This window comes from Streptomyces sp. NBC_01431, from assembly GCF_036231355.1.
Taxonomy (GTDB): Bacteria; Actinomycetota; Actinomycetes; order Streptomycetales; family Streptomycetaceae; genus Streptomyces.
The window spans coordinates 6,534,986-6,550,215 of sequence record NZ_CP109496.1 but is presented as its reverse complement, the minus strand read 5'-3'; the positions used below and the strand labels follow the sequence as shown (position 1 = coordinate 6,550,215).

Here is a 15,230-nt window from a genome sequence, read left to right as displayed (position 1 = left end):
CGGTCCGGGACTCAGCCCGCGTACACCGTGTCCCGCTGGTCCGGGACCACCGAGCCGTCGCCGCGCCGGACCGGGGCCGGGGTGCCGTCGTGGTCGGTGTAGCCGGTGGTGGCGCACGGGTACGGCGCCGCCTTCTGCCCCTTCGGCTCGATGAACATGGGGTTCACGATCCAGCGGCCGTCACTGTCGTCGTACGCGCGGCACATCAGCTCGTTCTTGTTGCGGTTCAGGGCGAGCCGCAGGCCGGTCGCGTCGCGCAGGAAGGAGACGTCGGTGTCGGAGTCCCCGGCCGCGAACACCTGGCGCTTCGAGGGGGGTTGGACCTTGTCGGCCGCGGCTCCCCGCACGCCGAAGATCTCCTGGTTGATCCAGCAGCGCTTGCCGTCGATGTAGGTGATCACCGAGTCGTCGCCGTCCTTGGCCGCGCCGCAGCCCTTGAGGTGCGAGGTGATGCGCCCGTGCTCGGTGGTGGAGCGGATGCCGATCGCGTGGTCGGGGTCGACGCCCGCGCCGCGCGCCCACACGTCCACGACGGGCTCGGGCGAGGCCGAGGTGATCCAGACGTCGAAGCCCGCCTTCTGGAGCGTACGGATCAGATCGCGCTGCTGGTCGTAGTAGCGCACCCAGGCCGTCGCCTTGGTGTTGCTGCCGACCGTCTGCACGGCGTCGGCGGGGGCGGCCAGGTTCTCGGCGCGGGCCGCCGACGCGAACGACTTGACCTGGGCCGGGGTCCAGCCGTGCAGGAGCTGGGCGAGCCAGGCGTACGCGGGCTCGATGGTGCGGCGGTCGTATCCGGCGAAGGCCGCCGCGCCCTTGCTGGTCCTGCCCTCGCCGTACACCGCGAGGATCTCGTCCGCGCACCCGGTGTCGGTGGCGGTGGGCAGGGTCTTGGAGGAACCGGCCGGGCAGGACGCGGCCAGGGCGGTCGCGGCGTCGTCGGTCAGATAGCGGCTGGTGGTGTGCCAGTCGCCGGCCGTCGGACGCTGGATCTTCGCGTTGCGCAGCATCCAGTACATCGTGGCGTCGCCGACGTCGTTCTTGACGACGGTGTTGTCCCAGTCGAAGACGGCGACCGGCTTCTTGCCGTGCCGGGCGCTCGCGCCGCAGGTGCCGTAGCTGTCGATCAGCTGTTGCAGCCGGGCCTTGTTGTCCCCGTACCAGCCCTGGGAGATGGTCAGTTGAGGGCAGTGGGCGGTGCGCGCCTCGGCGGGCTGGGCGGCGACGACGCCGGTGGCGGCTATGCAGAGGGCCGTGGCGAGGACCGGCAGGCGGCGGGCGATGCTGGACATGGACACGCTGTGGGGCTCCTGTCGTCGGAAGATCATCGCGGACGCTAGACAGCACAGCCGGGCGTCGCGCGACGCCCGGCTGCCTTCTGCGTGGACCCGAGGTGAACATCGGGGTTCACGGATTCGGGGAGGGATGCCTAGAGGGGGGTGACGTACGCCCCCGAGATGCCGCCGTCGACCAGGAAGTCGGTGGCGTTGATGAACGAGGAGTCGTCACTGGCGAGGAAGGCGACCGCGGCCGCGATCTCGTCGGCCTCCGCGAACCGGCCCGCCGGGATGTGCACCAGACGGCGCGCGGCGCGCTCGGGGTCCTTGGCGAACAGCTCCTGGAGCAGCGGGGTGTTGACCGGCCCGGGGCACAGCGCGTTGACGCGGATGCCCTCGCGGGCGAACTGCACGCCGAGCTCGCGCGACATGGCGAGCACGCCGCCCTTGGAGGCGGTGTACGAGATCTGCGAGGTGGCGGCCCCCATGATCGCCACGAACGAGGCGGTGTTGATGATGGAACCCCGGCCCTGACGCTGCATGTAGGGCAGCGCTGCCTTGCAGCACAGGTACACGGAGGTGAGGTTGACTTCCTGGACCCGGCGCCAGGCGTCGAGGCCGGTGGTGAGGATGGAGTCGTCGTCGGGTGGCGAGATGCCCGCGTTGTTGAACGCGATGTCGACGCTGCCGTAGGTGTCGAACGCGGCCTTGAAGAGCGCCTCGACCTGCTCCTGGTCGGTGACGTCGACCTTGACGAAGGTGCCGCCGACGGCTTCGGCCGCGGCCTTGCCCGCCGTCTCGTCGATGTCGCCGCACACGACGTTGGCGCCTTCGGCGGCGAGGCGCCTGGCGGTGGCGAGGCCGATGCCGCTGCCGGCCCCGGTGATGACGGCGGTGCGGCCGACCAGGCGGCGGCAGATGCTGGCGTCAGAAGACATGGTGGTTCAGGCCTCCGTGCTGATGAAGACGTTCTTGGTTTCGGTGAAAGCGGTGAGGGCGTCGGGCCCGAGTTCCCGGCCGAGGCCGGACTGTCGGTAGCCGCCGAACGGGGTCGAATAGCGCACGCTGGAATGGGAGTTGACCGAGAGGTTGCCCGCGGCGACGCCCCGCGAGACGCGCAGCGCGCGGCCGACGTCCCGGGTCCAGATCGATCCGGAGAGCCCGTACTCGGTGGCGTTGGCGAGCCGCACGGCGTCCGCCTCGTCCTCGAAGGGGAGCACCACGGCGACGGGCCCGAAGACCTCCTCGACGGCGGCGGCCGCGTCCGCGTCGAGGCCGGTCAGGACGGTCGGCGGGAACCAGAAGCCGGGCCCCTCGGGCGCGCTGCCGCGGATGCCGGGCGCACTGTCGGGCACGTATGACCGGACCCGCTGGAGCTGCGCCCGCGAGATCAGCGGGCCCATCTGCGTCTTCTCGTCGGCCGGGTCGCCGACCACGACCTCCTCGATCGCGGGGGCGAGCAGTTCCATGAAGCGGTCGTACGCGGTCCGCTGGACCAGGATGCGGGTGCGGGCGCAGCAGTCCTGGCCGGAGTTGTCCAGGAAGGACATGGGCGTGGCCGCGGCGGCCGCCTCGATGTCGGCGTCGGCGAAGACGATGTTGGGGCTCTTGCCGCCGAGTTCGAGGGTCACGCGCTTCACGCGGTCGGCGCACTTGGCCATGATCTGCTTGCCGACGCGGGTCGATCCGGTGAAGACGATCTTCGCGACTCCGGGATGCTCGACGAGCGCGTCACCAGCGATCGTGCCCGCACCCGGGAGCACCTGGAAGAGGCCTTCGGGAAGTCCTGCCTCCAGGGCGAGTTCGGCCAGCCGCAGCGCGGTGAGCGGGGTCGTCTCGGCGGGCTTGAGGATCACCGCGTTGCCGGCGGCGAGCGCCGGGGCGACGCCCCAGGCGGCGATCGGCATCGGGAAGTTCCAGGGAGCGATCACGCCGATCACGCCGAGCGGTTCGAGGATCGTGATGTCGAGGCCGCCCGCGACCGGAATCTGACGGCCACTCAGGCGCTCCACTCCCCCGGCCGAGAAGTCGAGCAGATCGCGGACGTTGCCCGCCTCCCAGCGGGCGTTGCCGATGGTGTGTCCGGCTTCACGGACCTCCAACCGGGCCAGTTCCTCGATGTGTTCGTCAACGGTGGCCGCGAACCGGCGAAGGAGGCGGGCCCGGTCCGCGGGGGCCGCGGCGGCCCAGCCGCGCTGGGCGGAGCGGGCCCGCCCGACCGCGGCGTCGACATCGGCGGGGGTCGCACCCTGGACGGTCGCGATGACTTCCGCGGTGGCCGGGTTGAGTACCTGTAGCTCGTACGCAGTGGACAAGTCGTTCCTCACAGGCGTTCGAAGGAGCGGCGGAGCTCCCAGTCGGTCACCGCGGCGTCGAACGCGTCGAGTTCGACCCGCGCCATGTTGCGGTAGTGCTGGACGACTTCGTCGCCGAAGGCGGCCTTGGCGATGGGGCTGTTCTCCCACAGCTCGGCGGCCTCGCGCAGGGTGGTGGGCACATGGGCGTAGTCGCCGACGTAGGCGTTCGAGGTGCAGGCCTCGGGGAGTTCGAGCTTGTTCTCGATGCCGTACAGGCCCGCCGCGACGAGTCCGGCGACGGCCAGGTGCGGGTTGACGTCGCCGCCCGGGAGGCGGTTCTCGAAGCGGGTTCCGGCGCCGTGGCCGACGACCCTGAGCGCACAGGTGCGGTTGTCGTGGCCCCAGGCGACGGCGGTGGGCGCGAAGGATCCGGGCTGGAAGCGCTTGTAGGAGTTGATGTTCGGCGCGTACAGGAGGGAGAAGTCGCGCAGCGCGGCGAGCTGTCCGGCCAGGAAGTGGCGCATGACCGGCGACATGTGGTCGGGGCCGTCGCCCGCCATCACGTTGCGGCCGTCCTCGTCCGTGAGCGAGAGGTGGATGTGACAGGAGTTGCCTTCGCGCTGGTCGTACTTGGCCATGAAGGTGAGCGAGACACCCTCCTGGGCCGCGATCTCCTTGGCGCCCGTCTTGTAGATGGCGTGCTGGTCGCAGGTGACCAGGGCCTCGTCGTAGCGGAAGACGATCTCGTGCTGGCCGGGGTTGCACTCGCCCTTGGCGGACTCGACGGTCAGGCCCGCCGCCTGCATCTCGTTGCGGATGCGGCGAAGCAGCGGCTCGATGCGGCCGGTGCCGAGCACCGAGTAGTCGATGTTGTACTGGTTGGCCGGGGTGAGGCCCTTGTATCCGGCGTCCCAGGCCTGCTCGTAGCTGTCCTTGAACACGATGAATTCGAGTTCGGTGCCGACCTGGGCGGTGTAGCCGAGCTCGGCGAGCCGCTCCAGCTGGCGGCGCAGGATCTGGCGGGGGGCCGCGACGACCGGCGAGCCGTCGTTCCAGCCGAGGTCGGCGATGAGCATCGCGGTGCCCTCGTTCCACGGGACGCGGCGCAGCGTCGCCGGGTCCGCGTGCATGGCGAAGTCGCCGTAGCCGCGCTCCCAGGAGGACATCGCGTATCCGTCGACGGTGTTCATCTCGGTGTCGACGGCGAGCAGGTAGTTGCAGCCTTCGGTGCCGTGCGTCAGGACTTCGTCGAGGAAGAACCCGGCCGCGAAGCGCTTGCCCTGCAGTCGCCCTTGCATATCGGGGAAGGCGAGGACGACAGTGTCGATCTCACCGCTGGCGACGAGAGCGCGCAGCTTCTCGATCGAGAGCGGGGGTGTGCGGTCTGCCACGGGATGCTCCTCCTTGGGTCAGCCGAGAGCCATAAGGTATGGGGTAAGACCATTGATTGGGAAGGGGAATCCACGACGTGGCGAAGAAGATCGACTCGGCGGCCGGTGCGGACGACAGGTCGCCGGACGCCCTCGTCCCCGTACTGCGGACCGTACGGGCCGGCAACGGCTTCGAGGAAGCGCTGGAGCAGATCCTCCAGCTACTGCGGCTCGGCCTGGTCCCGCCGGGCGAACGGCTGCCCTCCGAGCGGGAGTTGGCGGAGCGCATGGGGATCAGCCGGGTCACCCTGCGCGAGGTGCTCAAGGTGCTCCAGGACCAGGGCATGGTCGAGAGCCGGCGCGGCCGGTACGGCGGCACGTTCGTGCTGCCCAGACCCAGCGAGGGCGGCGGGGAGGTCGAGCTGCGCCGCCGCGTGGCGGCGGTGGACGTGGAGGACGTCCTGCGCTTCAGGGAGGTTCTGGAGGTCGGCGCGGCCGGGCTGTGCGCGGCCCACGGGCTGACCGACGAGGGTGCCGGGCGGCTGCGGGCCGCGCTCACCGCGACCCATGACGCCGAGCTCGGCGACTACCGCCGCCAGGACACCCTGCTCCACCTCACCCTCGCGGAGCTCTCCGGATCGCCCACGCTCACCGCCCAGTACGCGGCCGTCCGGGCCACCGCCAACGACCTCCTGGACTGCATCCCGCTCCTGGTCCGCAACCTGGAGCACTCGCAGCACCAGCACACCGCGCTGGTCGAGGCGGTGCTCGACGGCGACGCGGACGGGGCCCGGGAAGTGATGCGGGAGCACTGCGCGGGCACGGCGGCCCTGCTGCGCGGATTCCTGACCTGACGGGAACTCCCGGCCGCCCGGCCGTCGTTCACCGGCGATTTCCGTAACCGCGGTTTTACACGCACCCCTTGCGCATCACCCTGCCCTCCAGCAAAGGTATGCAGCCGAACCATTGACCTGATCTCCCTTGACGATCATCTGGAGCGGCTCATGGCCGAGGGCACCGACCTCCGCACCGCAGCATCCACCTCCGCCGAGGACGACTACCTGCACCGGCGCACGCTGCGCCGCGGCAGCGCGGGCTGGCTGCTGCTCACCGGCCTCGGCGTCGCCTATGTGGTGTCCGGCGACTTCTCCGGCTGGAACATCGGCCTCTCCAAGGGCGGCTTCGGCGGGCTTGCCGTCGCCACCGTCCTGATGGGGGTCATGTACGCCTGTCTCGTGTTCTCGCTGGCCGAACTGTCGGCCATCCTGCCCACCGCGGGCGGCGGTTACGGCTTCGCGCGCCGGGCGCTCGGCACCTGGGGCGGCTTCTTGACCGGCACCGCGATCCTCATCGAGTACATCCTGGCGCCCGCCGCGATCTCCCTGTTCATCGGCGACTACGTCCAGTCGCTCGGCCTGTTCGGCCTCACGTCCGGCTGGCCCGTCTACCTCGCCTGCTTCGCGATCTTCATTGGGATCCATCTGTGGGGCGTGGGCGAGGCGCTGCGCTTCAGCCTGGTCGTCACCGCGATCGCCGTCGCCGCCCTGCTGGTCTTCGCCGTCGGCGCCCTCACCGACTTCGACGCGTCCCGCCTCAACGACATCCCGGTGGACACCTCCGCGCTCGGGTCCAGCTCGTGGCTGCCGTTCGGCGTGCTCGGCATCTGGGCCGCGTTCCCCTTCGGGATGTGGTTCTTCCTCGGCGTGGAAGGGGTGCCGCTGGCGGCCGAGGAGGCCAAGGACCCGGTGCGCTCCATGCCGCGCGCGCTCGCCATCTCACTGTCGATTCTGGTGCTGCTCGCCGTGGTGACCTTCTTCGCCGCGACCGGGGCGCACGGCTCCGCCGCCATCAAGGACGCGGGCAACCCGCTGGTCGTGGCGCTCCAGGGCGACGGCGGCCCGACCGCGCTGAGCCGGTTCGTCAACTACGCGGGGCTCGCGGGCCTGGTGGCGTCCTTCTTCTCGCTGATCTTCGCGGGCTCGCGCCAGCTGTTCGCGCTGTCGCGGGCCGGCTACCTGCCCCGCTTCCTGTCGCTGACCAGCCGCCGCAAGTCGCCGTACCTGGGTCTGCTGATCCCCGGCGCGATCGGCTTCACACTCGCCGCCTGGAGCGGCAACGGCGGCCGGATGCTGAACGTGGCGGTGTTCGGCGCCACGATCTCCTACGCCCTGATGGCGCTCTCGCACATGGTGCTGCGGCGCCGCGAGCCGGGCCTCGCGCGGCCCTACCGCACCCCCGGAGGGGTCCTGACCTCGGCGGTCGCCTTCGTCCTCGCGCTGTCCGCGCTGGTGGCGACGTTCCTGGTGGACAAGGACGCCGCGTTCATCGCGCTCGGCGTCTACGCGATCGCGCTGGCCTACTTCGCCCTCTACAGTCGCCACCGGCTGGTCGCCCACGCGCCCGAGGAGGAGTTCGCCGCCCTGGCCGCCGCCGAGGCCGAACTCGCCCGGGACTGAACCAGCACCGGCCCGAAGAACGGAGACCACCGCCGTGTCCAAGCCGCTCATCGGCATCAGTACGTACCTGGAGCCCGCCCGGTGGGGTGTGTGGGACCTGCCCGCCGCCCTGCTGCCCGCCGCCTATCCCCGGCTCGTCCGGGCGGCCGGCGGACTCGCCGCGATGCTGCCCCCCGACGACGATCCGGCGGCCGCGGCCGAGGTCGTGGCGCGCCTGGACGGCCTGATCGTCGCGGGCGGGGCCGATGTCGAGCCGGTCCGGTACGGGGCTGAGCCGTCGCCCCGTACCGGACCACCCGCCCGGGAGCGGGACGCCTGGGAGCTCGCCCTGATCGACGCGGCCCTGGCCGCCGGCACCCCGCTGCTCGGCATCTGCCGGGGTCTTCAGCTCCTCAACGTGGCCCTCGGCGGCACCCTGGTCCAGCACCTGGAGGGGCACACCGGCGGGCCGGGCGTGTTCGGCGCCCACACCGTGAAACCGGTGCCGGGCACGCTGTACGCCTCGCTGGTGCCCGAGGCATCGGACGTGCCGACCTACCACCACCAGTGCGTGGACCGGCTCGGCAGCGGCCTGGTGGCCTCGGCCCACGCGGCGGACGGCACGGTCGAGGCGGCCGAACTGCCCGGCCCCGGCTGGGTCCTGGCCGTCCAGTGGCATCCCGAGATGGGCACGGACACCCGCGTCACCGACGGTCTTGTGCGGGCCGCGTCAACCCGCTGAAGACCCACGCCGCGCCCTCGGCGACGGCCCCCGGCCGCTGGTGGCCGGGGGCCGTACGACACGCCCGGAATCCCTCGCCCCGTCAAGGGGGTGACGTTTGGGCGATCGTCCGGGTATCTTCCTTTCGCCGCCCCTCACACGGGCGGATTCCCCGAGACTCCTCGCCTTCATCTGGCCGCTCGTTCCTCTTCGCGTACTCGTTCCTTCCCCGGCCATTTCACGGACACATCCTGACAATGTGTCTCCGTGTCCCCGCTCTCTCCGCCCGCCGGCGGGGAGGCTCCGCCGCGCCCCGAAGGACCTGAAGGCCCCGTGCCCGTACCCGTCATCCTGTCGGGCCGTTTCGTACGGCTCGAACCGCTCACCGCATCCCATGCTCCGGCTCTGGCCGCCGCCGCGGCGGCCGACCGGAGCTCGTACGCCTTCACACCCGTGCCGCACGGCATCGAATCGGCGCACGCCTACGTCCACAGCGCGCTGGCCGACCAGGAGGCCGGCCGGTCCCTGGTGTTCGCGACCGTGCGAGCCGGCGACGGCCTGGTCGTCGGCTCGACCCGGTTCTGCGAACTCGACTACTGGGACGGGCCCGTGGTGTGGCCGCCCGCGCCGCGCGGCCCGCTGACCGGCGCCGCCGACGCGGTCCCCGACGCCGCCGAGATCGGCGCCACCTGGCTCTCCGCGCACGCCCAGGGCACCGGCATCAACACCGAGGCCAAGCTGCTCATGTTCCAGCACGCCTTCGACACCTGGGGGGTGCGCCGGATCTCGCTGCGCGCCGACGCCCGCAACATCCGCTCGCGGGCCGCGATCGAGCGCCTCGGCGCGGTGTGCGAGGGGGTGCGCCGCGTCCACACCCGGGGCCTGGACGGAATCGTGCGCGGGACGGCGTTCTACTCGGTCCTGTACGAGGAGTGGCCGGTGGTGCGGCACACCATCGAGCAGCGCCTGGCCCGCGCCCGCCAGGACGCGGACGGCTGTCGGCTCGTGCCCGCCTGACCCCCGCGTCAGGGGCGCCGGTGTGTGCCGCGTTGTGAAGGCCTGAACCTTCGCGTCGGGGGCCCGGGGTCACGGGTGTCGCGTCAGGGACAGCAGGTCGCGGGCGGGTCCCGCGGGCAGCGGGCCCTGGCGCCACACCGCGCGCAGCTCGCGCCGCAGCCGTACGCCCTCGACCTGGACCTTCACCAGGCGATGGGCCGCCAGCTCCTCCCCCAGGGCGAGTTCGCTGAGCACGGAGGGCCCCGCGCCGCTGACGACGGCCGCCTTCACCGCGGTGGTGGAGGCGAGTTCGAGGAGGGGTTCGGCGAGACCGCCGTGCGCGGCGAGCCCGGCGTCCAGGACCTGGCGGGTGCCCGAGCCGCGTTCGCGCAGGATGAGCGGCGTCGCGGCCAGCTCCGCGGGGTCGAGCGGGCGGCGCCTGCGGGCCCACGGGTGCGAGGGGGCCGCGACGACGACGAGGCGGTCGTGGGCGATGACCGCCGAGTCCAGGCCCGCGGGCACGCCGAGTCCCTCCACGAAGCCGAGTTCGGCCTCGTCGGCGAGCAGCCGCTGAGCGACCACGGCTGAGTTCCCGGCGCTGAGCGAGACCGCGGTGCCGGGGCGCTCGGCGCGCAGGGCTATCAGCCAGCCCGGCAGCAGGTACTCCGCGATGGTCATGCTCGCGGCGACCCGCAGCCGCGAGTCCCGGCGGCCGCGCAGCGCCTGCGCACCCGCGTCGAACGCCTCGGCCGCCTCCACCACCCGCCGTGCCCAGTCCGTCACCAGCACGCCCTCGGCGGTGAGCCGGGACCCGCGCGGGGAGCGGTCGACGAGAGTGACGCCGAGCAGCCGCTCCATCGAACGGATGCGGCTGCTCGCGGCGGGCTGGGTGATGCCGAGGTCGCGGGCCGCCCGCCCGAGGCTGCCGTGCCGGGCGACCGCGAGCAGCAACTCCATCGCCCCCAGGTCCGGCACCCGGTGGGCAAGGGGGCTGATCTCCTCAGGACCGCTCAAGCTCATAAACCCAGCTTATGGGCTCATAGACCCAGCAGGCGTGGCGGGTGCGTTCTGCCGGGGCGAAGCTGCATTCATGGCCACCCTCGCGCATCTGCGCCCCCGCACCCAGCCCCTCGCCGCCGGCCGGCCTCCCGTCCTGCGACACCTCGGCCCGAACTGGTACGCCGCGGTCATGGGCACCGCCATCATCGCGAACGCGGGTGCGGGACTGCCGTTCCACGTCCCCGGCCTCCCGGTGGTCTGGGCGCTCTCACTGGCCATGCTCGTGGTGCTGCTCGGCGCTCGCGCCGGACACTGGCTGCACCACCGCGACCAAGCCCGCGCCCACCTCCTCGATCCGGCGGTCGCGCCCTTCTACGGCTGTCTGTCGATGGCGTTCCTGGCCGTCGGCATCGGCACCCTGGGCGTCGGCGCCGACGTGATCGGCGAGAGCGCGGCCGTCCCGCTGGCGTGGGTGCTGTACGGCGTGGGCACCCTGATCGGCCTGGCCGCCACCGTCGCCGTCCCGTATCTGATGGTCGTACGCCATGACGTGGCGCCCGGCAGCGCGTCCCCGGTCTGGCTGCTCCCCGTGGTCGCCCCCATGGTCTCGGCCACCCTCGGCCCGCTGCTCATCCCCCGCCTGCCGGCCGGCCAGGCCCGCGAGGCGCTGCTGCTCGGCTCGTACGCCATGTTCGGCATGAGCCTGCTCGCCACCCTGGTCATCCTGCCCGTGGTGTTCTCGCGCCTGATTCACCAAGGCGCGCTGCCCCTGCTTTTGACCCCGACCCTCTTCCTGGTGCTCGGTCCTCTTGGCCAGTCCACCACCGCCGTGAACAAGCTGGCCGATGTGGCACCCGGCGCGATCGCCGCCCCGTACGCGCACGGCATGGGCGCCTTCGCCGTGCTGTACGGCGTGCCGGTGATGGGCTTCGCCCTGATGTGGCTGGCACTCGCGCTGGCCATGGCCGTCCGAGCGGCCCGCAACGGGATGCGCTTCGCGATGACCTTCTGGGCCTTCACCTTCCCGGTGGGCACCTGCGTCACCGGCGCCGAGGGCCTCGCGCGCCACACCGGTCTGGACGCCTTCAACTGGCTGGCCGCCGCCCTGTACGCGCTGCTCGTGGCGGCCTGGCTGGTGGCCGGTTTTCACACGGTGCGCGGCCTGCTCAACGGCAGACTGCTCGCGGCGCCCGTGAAGAAGTAACCCGAGGAGGGAGCCCGCACAGGCGGCCTCCGTACGTCAGCCGCCGGTCCCGAGCGCCGCGCCGAATACGGCCGGCGCTTCGGCCGTACGTCACGCCACCAGGAGCCCGGAGGCGGGGGCCGTGACCGCGACCGCCCGCGTCAAGGACGGGACGAGGCAGACCACCCTCATCAGTGGCGGGTCTCCTCGATGGCCTCGATGTGGTCGGCGACCGCCACGACCAGGATCCGGGTGCCGGGCAGTGCGGCCCGCCAGCGGTGGCGGACCCCACCGGACAGGCAGAGGGTGTCGCCGCGTTCCAGCCGGTAGGCCCGGCCCTCGGCCTCGACCTCGGCGGCCCCGTCGGCCACGTACATCAACTCGTCGTTGCGGTGCTGGAATTCGCGCCCGGTGTCCTGCTCTCCGGTGAACTCCATGGCGTGCAGTTGGTGGTGGCCGCGCAGCAGGGACCGTACGCCGGGGGCGTCCGCCTCCGGCTCGGCCCGCACCACGTCGACGGTGCGGGTGCAGTCGGCGGCGTCGTACAGGTCGCCGACCGTGGTGTTCAGGGCGTCCGCGACGCGCTGGAGGGAACGGGCGCTGGGGCGGGCGCGTTCGTTCTCGACCTGGCTGAGGAAGGGCACCGAGAGGCCACTGCGCTCGGCGACCACGGCCAGGGTGAGACCGAGGCTGCGGCGCAGGCGCCGCACCGCCACCCCCACCCGAAGAGTTTCCTTGTCGTCCATCTCCCGGGCTCCCTCCCTGTCACTCGCTCCGCGTGGGCACCGGCTGCGTTTCCCTGCACCCTACGCAGCTTCGGCTCCCGAGGGGACCGTCACGCCAAGATCACCAAGGGTACCGCCCGAGATCAGGCCGGATTTCGACGTTTGGCAGCCGCGGCCGGAAGACCGGCCGCGGCTGCGGAAACAGGAGGTGCCAAGGGGTCTTCCCCTAGGCCACCGGGGTCCACTTGTCGGCCAGGCCCGGGTTCTCCTTGAGCCAGGCGCGGACGGCGTCCTGCTCCTTGCCCTTGCCGGTCGACTGGATCTTCGCCTCAAGGCTGGTGAGCTGTTTCTCGTCCATCTTGAAGTTCTTCAGCCACTTGCCGACCTGGGCGTTGTCGGCACCGAAGCCCTTGCGGGCCAGGGTGTGCACACCGTCGCCCTTGCCCCAGACGCCCTGGGGGTCCTTGAGCTTCTTCAGGTCGTAGGTGTTGTACGCCCAGTGCGGCGACCAGAGCGGAACCACGATGGGCTCCTTCTTGGCGTACGCCCGCTTCAGCTCGGCCAGCATGCCCGGCGTGGAGCCGTCGACGACCTTGTACTCGCCGTCCAGACCGTACGCCTTGAGGACCTTGTCCTTCAGGATCCCGGTCTCACCGGCGCTCGGCTCGATGCCGACGACGCGGTTCTGGAACTCGGCGCCCTTGCCCTTGAGGTCCGCCAGCGAGTTGACGTCCTTGACGTAGGACGGCACCGACAGCTCCAGGGAGGTGGGCCCGTACCAGGAGCCCAGGTCCTCCAGTTTGTCCTTGTACTTGGCCCAGTACTGGGCGTGGGTGGTGGGCAGCCAGGAGTCGGTCTCGAAGTCGATCTGGCCGCCGGCCATGCCGGTGTAGAGCGCTCCGGCCTCGTACTGGCGGGCATCGACCGTGAAGCCGCGCCGCTCCAGGAGCTCCTTCCACAGGAAGGTGGAGGCCACGCCCTCGTCCCACGGGATGTAGCCGAGCGAGATCTTCTTGCCCTTGCCGACGTCCTTGGCGCCCGTGGCGGTGGCCGTGCCGGAGGAGCCGAACACGCCCATCCCGCCCGCGACGAGGGCGAGCACGACCACGCCGACGACCGCGACGGCGGGCTGCGGCCGGTAGTTCCAGATCTTGAGACCGCCCGTGGCGGCCTTCGCCTTGGCCAGCGCGCGCCGGCCGAGCGGCGAGACCTGGCGGCTGAGCGCTCCGGTCATCCGGTCCAGGTACATGGCGAGGACCACGATGGAGATGCCGGCCTCGAAACCGAGCCCGATGTCGACGTTGCCGATGGCCCGGTAGACGGCGCCGCCGAGGCCGCCGCCGCCCGCCATGCCCGCGATGACGACCATGGAGAGGCTGAGCATGATGACCTGGTTGATGCCCGCCATGATGGTGGGCAGCGCCAGCGGCAGCTGCACCCGAAGGAGCGTGTTGCGCGGCGTGGTGCCGAACGCCTCGGCCGCCTCGACCAGCTCCCCGTCGACCTGGCGGATGCCGAGCTCGGTCATGCGCACGCCCGGCGGCAGCGAGAAGACGATGGTGGCGATGATGCCGGGAACCACGCCGACCCCGAAGAAGATGATGCCGGGGATCAGGTAGACCATCGCCGGCATGGTCTGCATGAAGTCGAGCACCGGTCGCAGGACGGCGCTCACCGTCTTGGAGCGCGAGGCCCAGATGCCGAGCGGGATCGCGATGACCAGCGTGACGATCGCCGCGACGAGCACGAGCGAGAGCGTCGACATGGTGTCGTCCCACAGCTGGATCGAGTCGATCAGCGCGAAACCGGCGAAGGTGAGGACGCCCGCGAACAGGCCGCGAAGCCACCAGGCGACGACGGCGAGGATGCCCGCGAAGAGCAGCGGCTGCGGCCAGTCGAGCACCGCGTTGATGCCGTCGTACATGCCGTTCACGACCTGGGTGACGGCGTCGAACAGCCAGGAGAGGTGGGCCTGGAGGAAGTTGACGGCGCTGTCGACCCAGTCGCCGAGATGGAGCCTAGGCATGGGCGGCCACCTCCTTCGCCGAGCAGGCGACCGGACCCAGCTTGTCGTCCCCGAGGAAGGCGATGAGCCGCTCCTGCGGTACGACGCCGAGCACGGCGCCGCCGGTGTCCTTGACGGTGACCGGGTGCGGGACCCGGGCGGCCACGGTGCAGACGTCGGCGACGGGGGTGTCGGGCAGGACCGTCTCGCAGGCGCAGTCGCCCGCGTCGGGGCGGTGCGGGGTGGTCATCACGGACAGCGCGGTGAGCACCCGGGAGCGGTCGACGTCCTGGATGAAGGAGGACACGTAGTCGTTGGCCGGGGTGAGCAGGATGTCCTCGGCCGTGCCGAGCTGGACGATCCGCCCGTCGCGCATCACGGCGATCTTGTCGCCGAGTCGCATGGCCTCGTTGAGGTCGTGGGTGATGAACACGATCGTCTTCTTGAGACGCTTTTGCAGTTCGAGGAGCTGGTCCTGCATGTCGCGCCGGATCAGCGGGTCGAGGGCGCTGAACGACTCGTCCATCAGAAGCAGGTCGGCGTCGGTGGCCAGCGCACGGGCCAGGCCCACGCGCTGCTGCATGCCGCCGGAGAGTTCGTCGGGCCAGGAGTCGCCCCAGCCCGCGAGGCCGGTCAACTCCAGGGCCTCGGCGGCGCGCTTCTCGCGCTCGGCGCGGGGTACGCCCTGCACTTCGAGGCCGTACGCGGCGTTCTCCAGGACGCTGCGGTGCGGGAACAGCGCGAAGTGCTGGAACACCATGCTGATCTTGGTCGAGCGGACGGTGCGCAGCTCACGGGCGGGCAGGCTGGTCAGGTCCTGGCCGTCGAACAGGACGCGGCCCGCGGTGGGCTCAAGGAGTCCGTTGAGCATGCGGAGCAGGGTCGACTTACCGGATCCGGAGAGACCCATCACGACGAAGATCTGGCCGGGGTCGACCGTGAACGAGGCGTCGATCACCGCCGCGGTCGTCCCGTCCGCCCGCAGCTCGTCGCGGTCGGAGCCGCTTTCGAGCTTGCGGACGGCTTCGTCGGGTCGTCTGCCGAACACCTTGTAGAGCTGCTCGGCTTGCAGCCTGGACACATACACCTCACGGGTCGAACTGAGAACGGCCCGCATCCCCCCGCGGGCGGGCCGTGGAGCGGCGCGGATTCGGCCCGCAGCCCGAGAAGTGGTTGAAAACCACACTTGGGTCCGCTCCGGCGTCGCGCCTGCCCCGCTTTGCCG

At 71.4% G+C, this 15,230-nt stretch carries 13 protein-coding genes; 5 read left to right on the top strand and 8 right to left on the bottom strand.

Annotated elements, in window-relative coordinates:
- Positions 1–11: 11 nt before the first annotated feature.
- From OG522_RS29860 to OG522_RS29845, 4 genes are all read right to left on the bottom strand, one after another.
- Entirely contained in the window at positions 12–1,289 is a 1,278-nt protein-coding gene (locus OG522_RS29860; protein ID WP_329467791.1) for a haloacid dehalogenase-like hydrolase, read from the bottom strand.
- A 137-nt stretch (positions 1,290–1,426) separates the two neighbouring features.
- A complete protein-coding gene (locus OG522_RS29855; protein ID WP_329466129.1) occupies positions 1,427–2,212 on the bottom strand; it encodes a 3-oxoacyl-ACP reductase in 786 nt (261 codons plus the stop codon).
- Between the two features lie 6 nt (positions 2,213–2,218).
- Positions 2,219–3,589 carry an aldehyde dehydrogenase family protein gene (locus tag OG522_RS29850; protein WP_329466128.1) on the bottom strand — a complete coding sequence of 457 codons (1,371 nt, stop codon included), beginning with the start codon at positions 3,587–3,589 and terminating at the stop codon, positions 2,219–2,221.
- A gap of 8 nt (positions 3,590–3,597) precedes the next feature.
- The gene (locus OG522_RS29845) at positions 3,598–4,962 is read right to left on the bottom strand and encodes a glutamine synthetase family protein (protein ID WP_329466127.1); all 1,365 of its coding nucleotides are present in this window, start codon (positions 4,960–4,962) and stop codon (positions 3,598–3,600) included.
- Between the two features lie 77 nt (positions 4,963–5,039).
- On the opposite strand from OG522_RS29845, the gene OG522_RS29840 reads away from it, so the two are divergent.
- The 4 genes from OG522_RS29840 to OG522_RS29825 all read left to right on the top strand — a co-directional run bounded on the left by OG522_RS29840 (position 5,040) and on the right by OG522_RS29825 (position 9,114).
- Positions 5,040–5,795 (top strand): FadR/GntR family transcriptional regulator, encoded by a 756-nt coding sequence (locus OG522_RS29840; RefSeq protein WP_385101876.1) that lies wholly within the window; start codon positions 5,040–5,042, stop codon positions 5,793–5,795.
- A 150-nt stretch (positions 5,796–5,945) separates the two neighbouring features.
- A complete protein-coding gene (eat, locus tag OG522_RS29835; RefSeq protein ID WP_329466126.1) occupies positions 5,946–7,397 on the top strand; it encodes an ethanolamine permease in 1,452 nt (483 codons plus the stop codon).
- A 34-nt stretch (positions 7,398–7,431) separates the two neighbouring features.
- Positions 7,432–8,118 (top strand): gamma-glutamyl-gamma-aminobutyrate hydrolase family protein, encoded by a 687-nt coding sequence (locus OG522_RS29830; protein WP_329466125.1) that lies wholly within the window; start codon positions 7,432–7,434, stop codon positions 8,116–8,118.
- Positions 8,119–8,430: 312 nt separating this feature from the next.
- Entirely contained in the window at positions 8,431–9,114 is a 684-nt protein-coding gene (locus tag OG522_RS29825; protein WP_329466124.1) for a GNAT family N-acetyltransferase, read from the top strand.
- A gap of 69 nt (positions 9,115–9,183) precedes the next feature.
- Here the strand turns inward: OG522_RS29825 and OG522_RS29820 are convergent, their stop codons facing one another.
- Positions 9,184–10,113: a LysR family transcriptional regulator gene (locus OG522_RS29820; protein WP_329466123.1), complete on the bottom strand. Its 930-nt coding sequence runs from the start codon at positions 10,111–10,113 to the stop codon at positions 9,184–9,186.
- A gap of 70 nt (positions 10,114–10,183) precedes the next feature.
- Between OG522_RS29820 and OG522_RS29815 the strand changes: the two genes are divergently transcribed.
- On the top strand, positions 10,184–11,296 hold the full coding sequence (locus tag OG522_RS29815; RefSeq protein ID WP_329466122.1) for a TDT family transporter: 1,113 nt from the start codon (positions 10,184–10,186) through the stop codon (positions 11,294–11,296).
- A 170-nt stretch (positions 11,297–11,466) separates the two neighbouring features.
- On the opposite strand, the gene OG522_RS29810 is transcribed toward OG522_RS29815, so the two are convergent.
- The 3 genes from OG522_RS29810 to OG522_RS29800 all read right to left on the bottom strand — a co-directional run bounded on the left by OG522_RS29810 (position 11,467) and on the right by OG522_RS29800 (position 15,122).
- The gene (locus tag OG522_RS29810; RefSeq protein ID WP_329466121.1) at positions 11,467–12,021 is read right to left on the bottom strand and encodes a helix-turn-helix domain-containing protein; all 555 of its coding nucleotides are present in this window, start codon (positions 12,019–12,021) and stop codon (positions 11,467–11,469) included.
- A gap of 205 nt (positions 12,022–12,226) precedes the next feature.
- The gene (locus OG522_RS29805; RefSeq protein ID WP_329466120.1) at positions 12,227–14,026 is read right to left on the bottom strand and encodes an ABC transporter permease/substrate binding protein; all 1,800 of its coding nucleotides are present in this window, start codon (positions 14,024–14,026) and stop codon (positions 12,227–12,229) included.
- Positions 14,019–15,122 (bottom strand): quaternary amine ABC transporter ATP-binding protein, encoded by a 1,104-nt coding sequence (locus OG522_RS29800; RefSeq protein ID WP_329466119.1) that lies wholly within the window; start codon positions 15,120–15,122, stop codon positions 14,019–14,021. The genes OG522_RS29805 and OG522_RS29800 overlap by 8 nt, the downstream gene beginning before the upstream one ends.
- Positions 15,123–15,230: the final 108 nt, after the last annotated feature.

Excerpts from the sequence above, each read along its gene's own strand:
- OG522_RS29860 (WP_329467791.1), bottom strand. The coding sequence starts at position 1,289 with ATGTCCAGCATCGCCCGCCGCCTGCCGGTCCTCGCCACGGCCCTCTGC.
- OG522_RS29820 (WP_329466123.1), bottom strand. The coding sequence starts at position 10,113 with ATGAGCTTGAGCGGTCCTGAGGAGATCAGCCCCCTTGCCCACCGGGTG.
- OG522_RS29810 (WP_329466121.1), bottom strand. The coding sequence starts at position 12,021 with ATGGACGACAAGGAAACTCTTCGGGTGGGGGTGGCGGTGCGGCGCCTG.
- OG522_RS29800 (WP_329466119.1), bottom strand. The coding sequence starts at position 15,122 with ATGCGGGCCGTTCTCAGTTCGACCCGTGAGGTGTATGTGTCCAGGCTG.
- OG522_RS29805 (WP_329466120.1), bottom strand. The coding sequence starts at position 14,026 with ATGCCTAGGCTCCATCTCGGCGACTGGGTCGACAGCGCCGTCAACTTC.
- OG522_RS29855 (WP_329466129.1), bottom strand. The coding sequence starts at position 2,212 with ATGTCTTCTGACGCCAGCATCTGCCGCCGCCTGGTCGGCCGCACCGCC.
- eat (WP_329466126.1), top strand. The coding sequence starts at position 5,946 with ATGGCCGAGGGCACCGACCTCCGCACCGCAGCATCCACCTCCGCCGAG.
- OG522_RS29815 (WP_329466122.1), top strand. The coding sequence starts at position 10,184 with ATGGCCACCCTCGCGCATCTGCGCCCCCGCACCCAGCCCCTCGCCGCC.